Genomic DNA, 16,647 nt, shown 5'->3' on the forward strand with positions numbered 1-16,647 from the left:
CATGAAATTTTCGCCATTACTTATTTTAATAAACTATAAAAGGTAGGGAAATAACATCATGAAGAACAATTGGAAAATTTACATGCTTGCCTTTATTAGTTTTTTAGTTGGAACTTCACAATTCAGCATCGTGGGAATGTTGGATAAAGTGGCTGCTTCCGTCGAGGTATCGGTATCGACAGCGGGACAGCTTATTACGATATTTGCACTCGCTAACGCAATCGGTACGCCTATAGTTATAATTGCGATAGCAAGGATGAATCAGCGTAAGCAATTGCTTCTGGCTCTCACTATCATAATACTGGGCAGCATATCTACAATCGCCCTCCCAGGATTCGGTTTCCTAGTAGCCTCTCGCGCTATACTCGGGATTGGAACAGGGGTATTCGTTGTCACCGCTTATTCTATAGCTGGAAAGCTTGCTCCTCCCGAACGTTCGGGAAGAGCAATGTCCAACGTCGCAATGGGCTTTAGCTCATCCCTTGTATTCGGTGTCCCTATCGGCCGAATGGTTGCTGCGTCATATGATTGGAAAACAATCTTCTGGGTCATCGGTCTTCTAAGCCTGCTGGCAGCATTCGCCGTCGCACGGTTAATTCCAGCAACAGAAGGGGAAGCATCCGTACCTCTAGGTAAACGTCTTAGCCATTTGAAGAATCCAAAAATTGCGGTTACCATTAGCGTGACGTTCTTAGTGTTTACCGGTTATTCTATAGTTAATACGTACATTACTCCTTTACTAACGGCTATCATGCCGATGATGGAACAGAAAATGAGTATAATACTCTTCACCTTGGGAATAGGAAGTTTAATTGGATCCAAGCTTAGCGGCTTTTTATCAGATAAAATTGGTAAAGTTCCTACGCTCATATGTTCTATGGTCCTTCAAATTCTCGCTCTCACATTGCTGTCCATCAGTTCTGGAGGTGTTATCTTAGCTATCCTATTACTCATGATCTGGGAGATAGCATGCTGGACGTTCGGTCCAACCCAGAACTTTAATCTGATGTCACTTGCTCCGGAGGCTTCCGGCATCGTGCTTAGTCTGAACAGTTCCTTCGTACAATTCGGATTTGCCGCTGGCGCTGGCATTGGAGGAATTACCATGGGAGGATGGTCAGCTTTAGCGATCCCTTGGATCAGTGTTGTTTCAGTTGTGTTAGGGATCGTCGTCTTTGCTTTTTCTTTTAGGTATTCAACAATCTCGAAAAGTCATGCGTAGACAATGAAACTATATCCACATATCTGAATGCTGCACCAGTTGATAAAGCGATAAAGAAATCAGGTCAATGTCTTGATTTAGAGCCAAATTGAGAATATCGAGGCATTCGTGGATGCTGTATAAATGTGCGAGATGAAAAGAAAATAAGGTTGACATTAACGCAAAAAAATTTATGAATTATATCATCAATCAATCGTACTATATAAAATCGAAGATGTAAGGAGTATTCTCTGAGAAAGAGTTCCTTGTGATAGACATTGGATACTCTAGTGTCGTTTTAATTAATTTGGCTAACTATGGTTTGCTCTATGGGTGACCATATGACTCTCCAAACGCTAAAGATCTTACAGTACAGTTTTATGGAACTAGTTATATTGAAAATAAGGCGATTACCCATTCGATTTTGAGTGAGTAGTCGCTTTTTCCATATTTGCCTAGCTTTACGGAAATTATATATCTAATTTAAGTGATACTATAGATTAAACGTGGATCTGATTCTAATAAGTTAATCAGGAAAGGGTGATTTTATGAGCAATTCGAAAAGCAGACATATGATGAATAGATCCTATATTAAGGAAGTCATTCGTGAACTTAAAGTTATAGGGCATGAGGACGATCGAGCTAAAGAGATATTAATCAATACGGTGGTAAAAAGAGGGGAAGGGCCAAGGGTACGGAAAAGAGTACAAGCCTTGGTTTACAGCCAAGCAAAGTGTCGAGCTAAAGTAAGAGAATTGCCTGTTTCTAAGCCTAAGCGGTCGTCGATCATATTTGTGATATCAGAAAGAGGAAGAAGCAAGTTTTCCAGTAAGTACTTATGACTTTAAGCTCTATGAGTATTTTATTGAAGAGGGTAAATCCTTCGATACTTTTTTATCTTCGATAGCATAGAATTTTTCGAATGCTGTTTTCTTCCTAAATAACCCGCTATTTTACTGTGCTCTTGCCAATGTACTCGTTAAATTTTCCTCCGGATATATAATCAAATTAGTTTCACTCCAATTTCAATCTTTTCCTAACATCCTGTACTACTCCAGCTTTCTTACATATACAAGTGAAAGTGAAGAGAGCAACACGTAGTGACAGGCCTCGTGTTACTCTCAGTTCTAAATACTTTTTTTTACGACAGGTACGGGATCCCAAGTATCCGTTCAATAGGAAATAGTACTAAAAAGGAATAGGTGACGTTTGACAAAGAAGCATGATTATTGAAAACAACTCCAATTGAGTTTTTTTTGTGGCTAGAATAGGGGCTTTATCGGCAATGGGACCAAGTTATGGGACCAAGTTTTTGTCCTACAAGAACGAACGAAAGCAGGTATTCCCAAGCTGAAATACTATTCATAGACATATGTACAAAATACGGGTTTTGTGAGGAAGTAGTGTATAAATTAAAGGAACCAACCAATTTGATTCAAATTATTGCCAATTTACTGTCTATTAATGATTATCTAATCAATGTTCAAACCTGTTCAAAATAACTGCCCTTTCCTTAGCAATTGATTCTTATTTAGTAATCGTATTATCTAAAACGAGTATTAAGCTTTAAAGCTCATCAAGTCTCGCATAAAACTTTAAGTGCTGATCATGTTTTTATTGTTGCATTAGATTACATAACTCTCGATTATAAAAAGTTAATTATTACCATTATTTAACTTTTATAATCATCCTCATACATGTTCATCTTTAAACCTTCAATTACAAAGTAACTCTTCAGCTATCCTTAATTGTCTTTCCCGTTCTTTAGTAGCTGCCTCTGCAACTGAAGAATGATCTGATATGTAATTCACCAGTTTTACTGCATAGTCACTGCAAACCATAGCGTGTCCTCGCATATGTCCAGTTGCAATGGCTTGTGCAAAAGAACGGGCAGTATACTTACTAGCCTCGGTTGTGGACTCTTTGGCCAATTCATTGACTATGAATCCAACTTTTCTTAAATCAAAGGCTCTCATCTCACCAGTTATACGCTTTTCTAGCGTTTCTATACCTAAATCAATCCGCGGGTCATTTACAAGTTGCTGGTCCAGATGATCCAGGTGCTCAACTGCTACTTTCAAAGCCCATTTGGCCAGAAACTTCTGCGGCAGCTCTTCAAGCGTTTCTTCAAGCCGATTTCTTAATTCATGGTTATCTACAATCTTTATCTTTGGACTAGTATAAGTAAACATGTTAGTTTCTCTTAATTGCTGTTCATGTTTATTCCATGCATATTCCTCAATATTCAACGAATCACTCCCCCATTACAACACGGCACTATTTAATTGTTTCAGGTCTTCTTTTATAAAAAGAGTGTACCATACTGAAAAAATGTAAATTAGCCAGATTCTACGCGAATAGTCGCCTTTATTACTCCGATGCTGGGTAAACATTTCTTCGATGATATTCATATTGAATATTTCTTCAATGCCACTATAGCGTATTTGTTCGAACATTATATTTGAAATTGGAGTTTTGAGCCAATCACGAATGGGTACGGGAAATCCTAGTTTCGGTCGATTCACAATAGCTTCCGGAACGATTCCTTCCATAGCTTTACGCAAAGCAAGTTTTGTTGTTTTTTGCCCAATCCGATTGGACACAGGTATTTTACTAGCCGTCTCGAAAACCTCTTTATCTAAAAACGGGACTCTTAATTCTAATGAATGTGCCATGGACAGCTTATCTGCTTTTGATAAAATGTCTCCAGGTAACCAAAAATTCAGATCAATAAACTGCATTCTTGTCGTAGGATCTAGGTGAGCTGTCTTATCATAAAAAGGCTTAACGATATCCGTGGGATGTAAAAAGCTATTCTGAGCGTGTACCGATTCGTGAAGCAAGTTCATTTTACCGCTTTTGTTAAAAATATTAGCATTTCCGAAAAAACGCTCTTCTAAAGGTGTCAGACCCCGAAGTAAATAATTTTTGCCATAAAAATGATAGGGATATACAGATAATGATTTTCGTAACGAATCCTTTATGAAGTTAGGCATCCAGGTTATCGGTCTTAATGCATTTGGCTCTCTATAGATTCTATACCCTCCGAATAATTCGTCAGCGCCTTCCCCTGATAGGACAACCGTTACATGTTCTTTTGCAAGCTGGTTTAGATGATAGAGTGCAATAGCGGAAGGATCTGCAACAGGCTCATCTAGATGCCAGACCGTTTTCGGGATACTTTCAAAAAAATCTTTTTGCGATAAAATGTGAAAATAATGATCTGTCCCCAGTTTGGCTGCCGTTTGATTTGCAATGATTGTTTCATTGTTCAGCCCTTCAAATCCAATCGAAAAGGTTTTTGTTGATTCTTCTGCTCTCATCATTGCAGCTATTGCGGTGGAGTCAATTCCACTGGACAAAAAACATCCTCTATCCACATCACTTTGTAAATGAAGGTTTACAGACTCTTTCAATTTCCACTGAATTTCTTCGGCATAGTCTGCTAAAGATCGTTCTACCGGTTGAAAATGGGGTTCCCAATATTTCTCGATCTTCATTACACCATCCGAGTTAACCAATAATCGCTCCGCAGGTCCTAATTTATGAATGTGTTCAAACATCGTATCAGGATGCGGGACATACTGAAAAGTTAAGTAGCTGAATAAACTTTGATATTGAAGCTTTCTGGGTACCCCTTGCACTGCAAGTATGCTTTTAATTTCCGAAGCAAATAAAAGATTATTTTCGTCTTTGTAATAATAAAAAGGTTTGATCCCGAAATGATCTCTAGCAGCAAAAAGAGATTGTTCCTTAAGATCCCAAATCGCAAAACTAAACATTCCACGTAAATGATGGACACAGTCCTTGCCGTATTCCTCAAATAAATGCACAATGACCTCTGTATCTGATTGCGTCTGAAAGTGATGTCCTTTTAGCTTTAACTGATCTCGTAGTGTTTTATAATTATAGATTTCACCATTAAAAACAATCCAAAGGGTACGATCTTCATTCGTCATCGGTTGATTACCATCACGTAAATCAATTACAGACAATCTGCGAAAACCAAGTCCAATGTGAGAATCGAGCCATACTCCCTCATGATTGGGGCCTCGGTGATTCATAACCCCTGTCATTTGTTTTAAGGTTTCTTCATGTGGTGGCTGTCCATTATATTTTAATATTCCTGCTATTCCGCACATACTATGGTAGTCCTTCCTATAATAAAGATTAGGATATAGAGTGCCCATAATTGCTTTGATAAATTTATCATTTTTTTCTAAAGGATTCACTTATTTGAAAATACGAAAAAAAGAAAAGCCTGAATTAGCAGGCTTTTCTCATTCATTCTTACTTTATCTCTCCCATAAAGCTTCTAAAGTTCTCGACAATGTCTTTAGATCGGGTATGGTGCAAATAATGCTCCCCATCAAGCAACATCAATTTCCCGTGTAAGGAGTCTTTAATCTGTTCTTTATGCAGGGATTCCCAGCCTGGAACATCCGTATTGTCTTTCACTAGGAAGAAAATAACAGGAAGATCTTTAGGGAAATTTAATGTTTCGGTGGCTTTGAAATTACTTTTAAAATGCTCTGCTTCGCTGATGATATTAGGATTCATCATGTTTTTAAGTGAAATCATTCTATTTTGTTCTTTAGTTTCCTCATCATCACTTGGTGTAACGATTTGGGCTGGATTGAGCTTTACCAGCAATCTCATAAATCCTGAGTTTTTAAGCAGCTTATAGGTTCCTGATGGAAATTCTTCATCGTTGCCCCCTTGTGTGGGTACGCTGCTGTCTATGCCTACGAATGCACTAACCTCGTTTTCGTATTTGTTCACATAGTCCAGTCCGTAAATTCCCGCTATAGAATGTCCCATCAGAATATAACGATCTATCTTTAATTCTTGTAAAGCTTCATGAAGCTCACTCACGATATTGTCGACCGTTCGTTCTTTTGTGGTGATATCGCTTAGTCCATAACCAAACGGCTCAACTACTATAACTTTATAGAAAGGAGTCAGTTCATCTACAAGTGGTTTGAAATCAATTACTGGTGATGCGGTTCCAAACCCTGGGAGTAACACGATTGTTTCCTTGCCTTGCCCTTGTATGGTAACATTCATCTTTTTCCCGTCGACAGGTACAAGCTGACCATAGGGTTCTATTTTTCCTTTCTCCACTTTATTGCTGATCACATTGACTGTAAAAACGATGACCAGAAAAAGTGCTAGGAGTATGACTATAGCGACTATTACTTTAAGTAAAATTAATAATGTTTTTTTCATACTTCATTTCCTTCCTTGGCGTTTCTTTTAGTTTTCTCCAACTTCTGCACCCCTTCATGTTATCTCTTATCTTTTGTCTAATTCATTCTAACAATCCAGTCTTAGATCCTCTGTAACGCAAGTTTAATTGATTCTTAACTTTCACCAGCTCCTAAGGATAACGAATTAAGCTTCTGTTAAGATTTATATAACAAAAAACACCTCTAGATATCCGTCGATTAACCATAGGCTAATCTAACGTTATCTAAAGGTGTAGTTTCCACTTATTAGTTCATTGATTATTTACGCGCTGCACGAAGCTTCTCAGGGGTTACATCGTTTCCATCCGGATCTAAAATTGTCACGCCAGAAAGACTGTTACGAACTTGTCCACGAATTTCACGCAGATAGTCTTCACGCAATGCGATCTGTTCAACCCATTCGCCTTGTGTCAAGCCTACTTCACGTTCTTTCTTAGCTAATTCATTGATGCGAGTCAAACTTGTAATCATCTATGTTCCTCTTTTCTTAGTTTTAATTAGCTTACTAACGGTTATGGCGATTAGTTCCAGATTCAAGCTAAATTATCGGCCATTTGTTTCATAAGTCTTCTTAATAATAAACGTTCTTCAGGTATAATTCCGGCTAGTAATTTATCCAGCTGTTTGTTCCAGATCTGTTCCACAGGTTCGCAGAGATTACGTCCGGCTGGGGTTAGATACACTCGGCTAACTCTGCCATCTTCAGAATCTCTTTTTCGAACAACAAACCCATGATTTTCAAGAGATTTCACCATATTTGTTATGGTTGGAGGCTCACAATTCAAGCGTTCACTTAGCTGTATTTGTGTCATTCCATCTGTTCTCCATAACCGGCATAATAACTGTTCTTGACCCACATGAAGATTAAGTTCTCTAAGTAGCTCTGCATAATCTCTACGCATTTCCGCTGATATTCTATCCAGTAGTTCCCTTATCTCATCTTCTATCACAGATATTTCCTCCGTACTGCCTTACAAATTACTTAGCAAGCTAATGATATCACGATTTATTAAAAATTTCAAATAAATGTCCGTAACATTCATCCTGTTTGCTGACCAAACCATTAAAAAAGGAGTAAAACCACAAGATCACATAGATCTCGGCTTTACTCCTGCTCAGTCGACACTTGACTTCGTTCTCAATTATTTTGTGGAAGCCGCACTTCAAACATCGTCCGCACTACACTGCTTTGTGCAGAAACTGTTCCAGCATGTTGTTCCACAATGTTTTTAGTGATAAATAAGCCCAGTCCCGTACTCCCTGTGGGATGCGTTCGCGCTCGATCCCCGGTGTAGAACATATCAAAAATACGCGGCAGCTCTTCCGGATCAATACAATCTCCATAGTTAATGATCTCAATAACGACTTCGTTTTCCTCTAAATACCCATGAATATCAATAAATTGACCGTCGCTTCCATATCGCGCTGCGTTGGTGAGGAGATTCTCAAATACACGTGCCAGCAGCTCACCGTCACCCTCTATCTTCAGAGGTTGGGTTACATCCAAGCGGGAAGTAAGACCATTTTTCTCAAAAACGGGATATAACTCTTCATTTAACTGCAAAAGAAGCTCACTCAGGTCGATCGAGGTTTTTTCAAGCGTAAGCTTACCATAGTTCATTCTTGTGATTTCAAATAGCTCATCAATTAATTTTTCCAAACGTTGAGATTTAGTATAAGCGATCGTTGTATAATGTCTGGTCTGTTCTGGCGTTAATTCATTGTCCTTCAGGATAAAATCCAAATAACCTATAACGGAGGTAAGTGGTGTACGCAGATCATGTGCCAGATTTAATACAAGTTGATCTTTACTGCTCTCCGCAAAGTCGCCCCGCTCGATAGCTTCCTGTAGATGATCAATAGCCAGATTGATATCATGGCCAATAAGGCCGAACTCATCTTTAGAAGGGATATCCACCCGCTCCGAGAAATCACCCGACGCCAGCTGATGGATCCCTTTCGAGATTTCCTTGAAATAATTTGCATATGGTTTAGTAAATATAAAAAAGAATAAGATGGCCAAAGGAATGAAGATAATCAAAAACGCATTAACATCACCGATATCCCGCATCAAGTAGCGAACTTTAGTCAATGGATTTTCTAATAAGACCTCTGATCGATAATATCTCTGCAGAATTTTATAGATTGAAAAGGTAATTCCACCGGATACAAGCATACTGGCCATCAGCAGCATAATCATTTTTGTGCGAAAGCTATAGATCATTTTAGGCATTGGTTATATACCCTTCCCCTACTATTTATCTTTGTAGTGACAATGGTATATGAATTCATTCAAAATCTCAAATCCTTCGAATCAAAGATCTTTCCGCACAAAAATCCGCAGAGAAATGATATATGAACAGCTAAGCAAGAATATATAAGCCAGCCCTAGGATTATAAAGGGAATGACCGTACCTTTCACTCCAAAACTCAGCCATCTGTTCACATCAGGTATCCACTGGATCAAAAAGCTAAACACGTTCGGTCCAAACATAACAATCATCATAAAAACAAGATTAACCACTTGCGCTCCCTTTGCCCCTAACCAGTAATGAATCGGTAAATAAAGCATCGCAAGGAGAGGGAAAATGGATAACGTAATACCAACCTCTTGCCAAAAATGAGGGGTTACGGCTTTACCTGTTACAATAATCAGGAGATAGGTAAAGGACGTGGCTGCCAGCCCAACAAGCGCATACGGAAGGATCGAAAAATATTTGGCACGGACAAGCTCTTGTCTCCTTACAGGGAGATTAACGAGAAACCGTTGCGTCATCTGCTGAGTATCCATTGAGCAGGAGCTTATCAATAACAGCATGGGTGGCATTACCGTAAATAAACTGAAGCTATGATAGTTCGAGTAAGCTATAAAAATAAAAAAGGGGATTAGCAGCATCAGAAATTTACGCAGAAGAATGAAGTCTTTTTGAATTAAAAAAAATGATTTATACACTTTACGTCCTCCTTAGCTTATAACTCTTCCTTGCTAAACAATCGTAGAGAAATCCTATAAGAGCAGTACAATATGGAGAGATAAACAATCCCTATCAAACCAATCGGCAACAGATGATCCTGAAGCTTTATGTCGGTAATTGTTAAGAAAAAGGATGAATTTGAGAGTGAAGATCCAGTGTTCAGGGTGGTAATCGTTATTACTACATTAAAAAGGATATTGAAGTAATAGTTTTTGGAACCAAGCCAATAATGAATCGGCAGATAAATAGACGCAGCCAAAGGAATCATCAGTAATGTTAAAGATACCCCTATCCAATAAAACGGGCTAATGGAATATCCAAATGAAAAGGAAATTAGTAACAAAGCTAAAGAGCAAACCAAACCGATGAAACAATAAGGAATAAGTGATAAGTATTTAGCCAAGATAATCTCTTGCCGTCTTACTGGTAACCCTATCACAAACTTTGTGTTGTTATTCTGTGCATCCATAGAACAGGAGTATACGAGCAACAGTAAAGATTGAAAAGTAGCAAACATGCTGGAGTTATCCAGTTGAACATATGCGATGAACAAGATACTCAAGAGAAATATAGGGATAAAATTCCGCAGGAGAATAAAGTCTTTTCGAATCAGCAACAAGAGATTAAACATACAAAGTGTTTCCCTTTACCGTAAAATACATGATTTCTTCCAGAGTAGGTGTTTCGCATATGGCATGACCTCTAAAGAAGTGTTCCCCCTCAGAGCGATTGTTCAGAAGCCCCTCGAAACCAACTTCCGTCTCTCTAAGCCCGATGAACCATTTTCGTACATCCCGATCAAGCAACTCTTTATTGCCTTTTACCAGCATGTATTTGTTGGCTAGAGATTCTTTCATTTCATTAAATACTAGGTGCCCTTCGTTCACAAAAACAATATAGTCCGCGATCCGGTCCAAATCAGTCGTATTATGCGTTGAAAAAAGAATAGACTTCTTCTCATCCTGGATATGCTCACTAAGCAAATCAAGCAACTCTCTTCGGAATATAGGATCAAGTCCTGCAGTAGGTTCATCCATAATGAGCAGATCTGCACCATGTGATAAGGCAATGGCGAGCGAATACTTCATTTTCATTCCTTTGGAGAGCTCCTTAATCTTTTTCCGCGGGGAAAGCTTGAACATCTCTATGTATTTCCTATACGTTTCTTGATCCCAACGACTATAAAAAGGAGCAATAATCTTACTCATCTGATCGATGGTTAATTGATCGTAAAAGTAATTTTCATCGGAGACATAGCCAATCCGATCCTTATTCTCTGCTTCATGGATAGACATCTCCTGGTCAAAAATCTTGACGCTGCCATGATCAGGAAACACCATCCCCATCATCATTTTTATTAATGTTGTTTTCCCTGCCCCATTCGGTCCAATTAGCCCCGTGATATACCCTTCTTTAATACCGAACGTAAGTTCGCATAGGCTAAAATGGCCATATTTTTTAGATATTTGGTCCAATTGAATGACTTCTTTCATTCTGTCTCCTCCTCATAAAGCAATTTCAACATCTCACTAAGCTCAGCAAAATTAATCCCCAGCATTTTACTCTCGTCGATAATCTCCTTCATTTTGTTCTCCATAATCCGTAGCCGTTGTTCCCGAATAAACTCCTGATCTGCACCAGAAACAAAGGAACCTTTCCCCACAATTGAATTGATAAGCCCTTCTCTCTCCAGTTCTTCATAGGCTCGTTTCGTTGTAATTACGCTAATCTGCAGCTCTTTGGCTAATAGCCGGATAGAAGGTAATGGGGTGCCAGACACTAACTCTCCTTGCAGAATCATCTGGCGGATCTGGCTGACAATCTGTGCATAGATGGGTTCACCGGAAGTGTTGGATATCAATATGTTCATGGAATCGTGCCCTCACTCCTAGTTTATGTGTTATCAATGTATATATGTAATATATACACTATACCCATTGTTGTCAATTAACTTTCTAGTATCGGCGAAAAAGCTGATTCCTAGGATCTAAGAACCAGCTTACACAGTTATCAGATATTTTCTCTATCACAATAATCCCGCACTTTTTAAAAAACGGCTAACAATATCTATCTGATAGCGAATCCGTAGCTCACGATCAAGGCTCCAGCAGGTTTCCACAGTAAATGCTTTAGCCCCTAATATACGGGTAACGGCTGCCCTTGAGGAGCCGGGGCGCTCCCGTAAACGGATATTAAAATGATAAGCGGTTTTGGGAATCGTTCGATTAATGCCTTTGATGACACGTTTTGCTGTACCTGTTCCTCGGCTTCCCGGAGTGACGATGATCGACTGGCCAAGTCGCTTCGGATTTTTTTGTGACAACCCATTTGCTTCATGAAGATCCAGAAACCAGGTGGGACGATATCTTAGTACTAGCTGTAGCAAAGCTGAAGCTAATGGATGTTTTGCCGCTGTTTTGCTAGAACGTGGAAAGGTGCGATTTAAATCGGGTACACCTCTGATCCGTTTGCGGTAAGCTTTTTGATTCATTAGAGGTACTACAATGATCGTGCCCCGGTGTATATACAACCTTCTCTGGTTAAAACGTTCTACAATGATCTGTGCGGCACGAATACTTCCTGTCTCATTCCCATGTATCCCCGACACCACCATAAAGACAGGACCAGGAAGCTCACCTCTAATCACATAATAAGGAGTAGCATAAGCTGTGGACGATGCTAAGGTATAGCTTTCAACGATCATAAAGGATCACCTCCACATTTAGATAATCCATATATGTGTATTCCGATGTCCCCCAGTTGTCCTAGACAGATAAGCAAGAAGAAACGACGTGGTCTTTTTTAAAGATAGCATTCGTTTTTCGTAGAAATACAATCAAAAAAAGCCTGATTTCTCAGGCTTCCTTAGTCCTAACTAGTTAATTTATTTATACGCCGGGAGCCAGTCTCCATGGGCTGTGATCAGCTCGTCGCACATATTTGTAATGTCATCCATCGACAATTCAGCTGCTGTATGTGGATCAAGCATTGCGGCGTGATAGATATGCTCTTTCTTATGGGTAATCGCTGCTTCGATCGTTAACAACTGTGTATTAATGTTTGTACGATTCAGTGCGGCGCACTGTGGAGGCAGATCTCCCACGTAGGTCGGAGTTACTCCGCTTCTATCTACTAAACAAGGGACCTCTACACATGCTTCTTTTGGCAGATTGGTGATGAGACCTGTATTCATAACATTGCCACCTATTTTGAAAGGCACATTAGTTTCGATAGCTTCCATAATATAAGACGCATATTCATGCGAACGTTCATGTTTAAGTTCTTTGTTATTAACCAATTCTTCACGCATTTGTTGCCAACGTTCAATTTGATCTACACAGCGGCGTGGATACTCGTCGAGTGGAATTTGAAACCGTTCGATAAGCTCAGGGTAATTACGTTTGATAAAATAAGGATGATACTCTGCGTTATGTTCCGAAGATTCCGTAATGTAGTAACCGAATTTAAGCATCATTTCATAACGGACCATGTCTCCGTGATGTTCTTGTTGCTTCTCAGCGGCACGGCGTTTAATTTCCGGATACAAATCCTCGCCGTCTTTAGTAACCTCCAATAACCAAGCCATATGGTTAATCCCAGCGATCTTAGCCTGAACACCTGTCTGATCCATACCCAGATGCTCGAACAAGCCCGGAATACAATGCTGCACACTATGACATAATCCCACCGTCTTTACACCGCCATAGGTATTCATCACATTGGTCAGAACTGCCATAGGATTCGTATAGTTCATAAAGAGTGCGTCCGGACAAACCTCCCGTACATCCGCAGCAAAGTCCAGCATCACTGGAATAGTACGCAGGTTACGGAAAATCCCACCTATGCCAACTGTGTCCGCAATCGTTTGCCGCAAGCCATATTTCTTCGGAATTTCAAAATCTGTGATGGTGCAAGGATCGTAACCTCCCACTTGGATTGCATTAATGACATATTTAGCTCCACGCAAAGCTTCTTTACGATCCGTATAGGATTTCACAACACAAGTGCTGCCGCTGCTCTCTTTTATATTATTTAGCATATTCTCGGAATCTTTCAGGCGTTGTAGATCAATATCATACAGGGCAAGTTCAAACCCTTGCAGGGCTGGCGTTCTCATACAATCTCCCAACACGTTTTTGGCAAATACAGTGCTACCCGCTCCGATAAATGTAATTTTAGACATGTGAAATATTCCTCCTTATAGGTGAGGTAAACGGTATTAACATCGCAGTTTTATGGAATAGAGTAAACTATAATTCCCTTATAAACACTAGGATGTCAGATCATAACCGTCTGCTCTCTTCACTAATCACTATAAATGAGAGCGGTCCCAATGAGTATGGAGAAATACAAGAGATATATGGACGTTTGTTGCATTTGTATATTCAATCCTATAATCTAAATGTATTATAAAAGCAATCTTGGGGAGGTTCTAAGTAAATGGCTTTAGAGCATTATCATTTTACAGCAGGGTTTAATCTGGCTCCCGATGATCATGACCTATCTGTATTATTCAGCGGAGAAGGCAAGCCCGTTCCTGGCCATAAAATGGGCCCCTCTGTTCATGATTACTATCTCATTCACACAGTAATTGACGGTGAAGGTGTTTTTCAAAGTGGCAGTAATTCGCAGGGATGTAGTAAGGGGGATACCTTTGTTATTTTTCCGGGGGCGTTATTTAGCTATCAGGCAGACATGGATCGTCCGTGGACATATGTATGGGTGGCCTTACAAGGGGAAGCGGTTGAACAGCTACTACACGAAGTGGGAATTACAAGGGACAAGCCAATAATCCACTTAGATAACCTAATAGAGATACATAAAGTATATGAACATATTCGTTTATCCTTTCAGCAATCTGCTTATCCTCGACTGGAGAGCTTAGAAGCTTCGGGTTGGCTGCGGCTGCTAGTGCACAAATTCGGTATTGCGAACATAAGTTCGCTCCCCTCTCAATCGATAGAATTACCGGATGTTATCGACCGTCAGATCGATCAAGCGATCCGTTGGATTTCTCTACAGTTTCATCAACAGATCAGTATCGACCATATGGCATCGTCTCTAGGCTATCATAGGGCGCACCTCTCTAAAGTCTTTAAACAAAAGATCGGCATGTCTCCCAAACAATATTTATTAAAGGTTCGTATGGATAAAGCAAAAAAACTGCTAGGAGGCACGCTGACCATCGACCAGATCTCTTCCTCGGTCGGTTTCAATGACGCGTTATACTTCTCCAAGCAGTTCCGTAAATGGAGCGGCATGTCTCCCAGTGAATTTCGAAATCATCTTCGAACGGGCAAGTGATTGATGTATCTTACGTTTCTTTCATGGCTTTAGATAAAATTGAGCTAACAAACGTTGTCTTTCCTTCACAATAAGCATCAATGTCATAACGATGTTGTTCTGCCAAGCGTTGTTTGACCTCTGCATACGCTTGACGCGCTGCTGTATTCGATCGCAGATAGTCTCTGAAAGCGATATGCTCCAAGTAGCCTTTTCCATCCTTAGGACATACATACAGATGATATTTCATAAATCCATCATCCTGAAGTCTTTGAAACGCTTCTCTTCCCTCTATTCCCAAGTTCCCTTGGTGTTCATATCCATGCTGTTGTAAACGTTCTATGATTTGTGGGAGTACATCGTAGCTGTCCATCACAAGATCAAGGTCGATGATAGGTTTAGCAGCTAGCCCTTCAATCGAAGTACTGCCCACATGCTCGATAGAAATAATAAGATCTCCGACATAAGATAAGAGCTGTTCTTTTAATCTATTGAATTCTGCCTTCCACTCTGGGTTATACGGGACAACCTCTATAACTTTCGTCTTCTCAGCGATGATCAAACACCTCCCGGGTATAATAAAAGGTACTGTAATCCGTTTCTAGCTAGTCTCTGGTATATCCTCTTTCTCGATCACTCTATATACGATCCATATGCATAAAGCGGCTACAACTAGCGTTCCCCCCATTAAGCAGACACCACTCCAGCCCCAATGCTGCCATGCAAAACTTCCCAGCGTGGATCCAATCGCTCCACCTGTAAAAGTGCTGACCATAAAAACAGTATTAATACGACTGCGAGCCGCTGGTTCAAGTGCATATATCCGTGTTTGGTTACTGACCTGTGACCCCTGTACCCCAAGATCCAGAATAATAACTCCAGCAATCAAACTCCAGATCGTAAATCCGGCTAAACCAAAAAATCCGTAAGCAATTAAGGTAATTAACAGTAGGATTCCTACAATCTTTTTAGGAGCAATTCTGTCTGCTAACCTCCCGATAAATGGAGCACCAGCAGCACCTGCTACACCAATAAGACCAAACAATCCTGTAATAGAGCTACTGTAGTGATAAGGTTCTCCTTCCAGAAAGAAAGCTAGAGAAGTCCAGAACACACTAAAGCCGCCAAACATGCAAGCCCCAATTAAAGATGACTCACGAAGCGTCGAATATCTGCGAATCAGTTGTCCCATTGATTTCAGCAGATCTGAGTACGAGGAATTATTGTCTGGTTTCGTTGCCGGGATTAGCCGATAAAGAATAAGGGATAACAATAACATGACTACTGCGGCAATCCAGTACATCGCTCTCCAGCCAAACATATCCCCTATAATTCCGGATATTGTTCTTGCTAGCAAAATACCAAAAAACAATCCGCTCATTACAGTGCCTATAACCTTCCCCCGCTCCTCCGGTAAAGCTAACTCAGCCGAGAGAGGAATGATGACCTGCGGCACCACCGTAGTTATGCCGATAGCAAAGCTGGCGATATACATCCAAGTGAGGTTTTGTGCGGTAGCGAAACCAATTAGTGACAGTGATACAGCAATAAGAAGTCCTGATATCAGTGTTCTGCGTTCACGAATGTCACCTAGTGGAACAAAAAATAACATTCCCAGCGCGTAGCCGATTTGAGTAAGCATCGATACATATCCCACTGCGTTAGAGGAAGCATTAAATGTGCGTCCTATCTCAGCTAGGAGCGGCTGATTATAATACATATTTGCCACGCTTAGTCCTGATGCAATGGCTAGAATTAGGATGAATTGCTTAGATAGACCTTCTCCTACACGAACAGCAGCGCCTGTGATAGATTGTGTCATGAAATTATGTGCCTCCGTTCACGTATGCTGCTTCAAACAGCGAGCTTTATTTCCCTAATATATTATAACAGTCAATGTCAACCTTCCTTCTTCAATAGATTAATGATTAGTAAAGGG

16 protein-coding genes are annotated in these 16,647 nt (G+C 40.1%); 2 read left to right on the plus strand and 14 right to left on the minus strand.

Annotated elements, in window-relative coordinates; translation table 11 throughout:
- The first annotated feature begins 58 nt into the window (after positions 1-58).
- On the plus strand, positions 59-1,222 hold the full coding sequence (locus MHH89_RS07465; protein WP_341086743.1) for an MFS transporter: 1,164 nt from the start codon (positions 59-61) through the stop codon (positions 1,220-1,222).
- A 1,694-nt stretch (positions 1,223-2,916) separates the two neighbouring features.
- On the opposite strand, the gene MHH89_RS07470 is transcribed toward MHH89_RS07465, so the two are convergent.
- The 12 genes from MHH89_RS07470 to MHH89_RS07520 all read right to left on the minus strand — a co-directional run bounded on the left by MHH89_RS07470 (position 2,917) and on the right by MHH89_RS07520 (position 13,608).
- Complete coding sequence (locus MHH89_RS07470) at positions 2,917-3,450, minus strand: putative immunity protein (protein WP_341002745.1); 534 nt, start codon at positions 3,448-3,450, stop codon at positions 2,917-2,919.
- Between the two features lie 15 nt (positions 3,451-3,465).
- Entirely contained in the window at positions 3,466-5,343 is a 1,878-nt protein-coding gene (gene asnB, locus MHH89_RS07475; RefSeq protein ID WP_341086744.1) for an asparagine synthase (glutamine-hydrolyzing), read from the minus strand.
- 148 nt (positions 5,344-5,491) lie between these two features.
- Complete coding sequence (locus MHH89_RS07480) at positions 5,492-6,430, minus strand: alpha/beta fold hydrolase (RefSeq protein WP_341086745.1); 939 nt, start codon at positions 6,428-6,430, stop codon at positions 5,492-5,494.
- A gap of 278 nt (positions 6,431-6,708) precedes the next feature.
- Positions 6,709-6,921 (minus strand): DUF896 domain-containing protein, encoded by a 213-nt coding sequence (locus MHH89_RS07485; RefSeq protein WP_036676956.1) that lies wholly within the window; start codon positions 6,919-6,921, stop codon positions 6,709-6,711.
- Positions 6,922-6,983: 62 nt separating this feature from the next.
- Positions 6,984-7,400, minus strand: coding sequence for a MarR family winged helix-turn-helix transcriptional regulator (locus tag MHH89_RS07490; RefSeq protein WP_248548678.1), 417 nt, complete (start codon positions 7,398-7,400; stop codon positions 6,984-6,986).
- A 188-nt stretch (positions 7,401-7,588) separates the two neighbouring features.
- Positions 7,589-8,683 (minus strand): HAMP domain-containing sensor histidine kinase, encoded by a 1,095-nt coding sequence (locus MHH89_RS07495; protein WP_036676951.1) that lies wholly within the window; start codon positions 8,681-8,683, stop codon positions 7,589-7,591.
- 81 nt (positions 8,684-8,764) lie between these two features.
- Entirely contained in the window at positions 8,765-9,403 is a 639-nt protein-coding gene (locus MHH89_RS07500) for an ABC-2 transporter permease (RefSeq protein WP_076126625.1), read from the minus strand.
- Between the two features lie 17 nt (positions 9,404-9,420).
- The gene (locus MHH89_RS31290) at positions 9,421-10,056 is read right to left on the minus strand and encodes an ABC-2 transporter permease (RefSeq protein WP_405168292.1); all 636 of its coding nucleotides are present in this window, start codon (positions 10,054-10,056) and stop codon (positions 9,421-9,423) included.
- A complete protein-coding gene (locus tag MHH89_RS07505) occupies positions 10,049-10,918 on the minus strand; it encodes an ABC transporter ATP-binding protein (protein WP_076281762.1) in 870 nt (289 codons plus the stop codon). Before MHH89_RS07505 ends, MHH89_RS31290 begins: the two co-directional genes overlap by 8 nt.
- Positions 10,915-11,295: a GntR family transcriptional regulator gene (locus MHH89_RS07510; RefSeq protein WP_341086748.1), complete on the minus strand. Its 381-nt coding sequence runs from the start codon at positions 11,293-11,295 to the stop codon at positions 10,915-10,917. Before MHH89_RS07510 ends, MHH89_RS07505 begins: the two co-directional genes overlap by 4 nt.
- A 156-nt stretch (positions 11,296-11,451) precedes the next feature.
- Entirely contained in the window at positions 11,452-12,129 is a 678-nt protein-coding gene (locus tag MHH89_RS07515; protein ID WP_076280406.1) for a M99 family carboxypeptidase catalytic domain-containing protein, read from the minus strand.
- A 180-nt stretch (positions 12,130-12,309) separates the two neighbouring features.
- Positions 12,310-13,608, minus strand: a complete 1,299-nt coding sequence (locus MHH89_RS07520; protein ID WP_076132990.1) for an alpha-glucosidase/alpha-galactosidase — start codon at positions 13,606-13,608, stop codon at positions 12,310-12,312.
- 257 nt (positions 13,609-13,865) lie between these two features.
- On the opposite strand from MHH89_RS07520, the gene MHH89_RS07525 reads away from it, so the two are divergent.
- Positions 13,866-14,729 (plus strand): AraC family transcriptional regulator, encoded by an 864-nt coding sequence (locus tag MHH89_RS07525; protein ID WP_341086750.1) that lies wholly within the window; start codon positions 13,866-13,868, stop codon positions 14,727-14,729.
- A gap of 10 nt (positions 14,730-14,739) precedes the next feature.
- Here MHH89_RS07525 and MHH89_RS07530 read toward each other — a convergent pair whose 3' ends face one another.
- A complete protein-coding gene (locus MHH89_RS07530; protein WP_370510713.1) occupies positions 14,740-15,270 on the minus strand; it encodes a GrpB family protein in 531 nt (176 codons plus the stop codon).
- 39 nt (positions 15,271-15,309) lie between these two features.
- The gene (locus MHH89_RS07535) at positions 15,310-16,530 is read right to left on the minus strand and encodes an MFS transporter (RefSeq protein WP_076126637.1); all 1,221 of its coding nucleotides are present in this window, start codon (positions 16,528-16,530) and stop codon (positions 15,310-15,312) included.
- Positions 16,531-16,647: the final 117 nt, after the last annotated feature.

The sequence above is a fragment of the Paenibacillus sp. FSL H7-0323 genome (genome assembly GCF_038002725.1).
Lineage (GTDB): Bacteria > Bacillota > Bacilli > Paenibacillales > Paenibacillaceae > Paenibacillus_AQ > Paenibacillus_AQ odorifer.

Bases quoted from the DNA above. Each gene is read 5' to 3' on its own strand.
- MHH89_RS07465 (WP_341086743.1), top strand. From the start codon at position 59: ATGAAGAACAATTGGAAAATTTACATGCTTGCCTTTATTAGTTTTTTA.
- MHH89_RS07485 (WP_036676956.1), bottom strand. From the start codon at position 6,921: ATGATTACAAGTTTGACTCGCATCAATGAATTAGCTAAGAAAGAACGT.
- MHH89_RS07510 (WP_341086748.1), bottom strand. From the start codon at position 11,295: ATGAACATATTGATATCCAACACTTCCGGTGAACCCATCTATGCACAG.
- MHH89_RS31290 (WP_405168292.1), bottom strand. From the start codon at position 10,056: ATGTTTAATCTCTTGTTGCTGATTCGAAAAGACTTTATTCTCCTGCGG.
- MHH89_RS07495 (WP_036676951.1), bottom strand. From the start codon at position 8,683: ATGCCTAAAATGATCTATAGCTTTCGCACAAAAATGATTATGCTGCTG.
- MHH89_RS07505 (WP_076281762.1), bottom strand. From the start codon at position 10,918: ATGAAAGAAGTCATTCAATTGGACCAAATATCTAAAAAATATGGCCAT.
- MHH89_RS07480 (WP_341086745.1), bottom strand. From the start codon at position 6,430: ATGAAAAAAACATTATTAATTTTACTTAAAGTAATAGTCGCTATAGTC.
- MHH89_RS07520 (WP_076132990.1), bottom strand. From the start codon at position 13,608: ATGTCTAAAATTACATTTATCGGAGCGGGTAGCACTGTATTTGCCAAA.
- MHH89_RS07525 (WP_341086750.1), top strand. From the start codon at position 13,866: ATGGCTTTAGAGCATTATCATTTTACAGCAGGGTTTAATCTGGCTCCC.
- MHH89_RS07535 (WP_076126637.1), bottom strand. From the start codon at position 16,530: ATGACACAATCTATCACAGGCGCTGCTGTTCGTGTAGGAGAAGGTCTA.
- MHH89_RS07515 (WP_076280406.1), bottom strand. From the start codon at position 12,129: ATGATCGTTGAAAGCTATACCTTAGCATCGTCCACAGCTTATGCTACT.
- asnB (WP_341086744.1), bottom strand. From the start codon at position 5,343: ATGTGCGGAATAGCAGGAATATTAAAATATAATGGACAGCCACCACAT.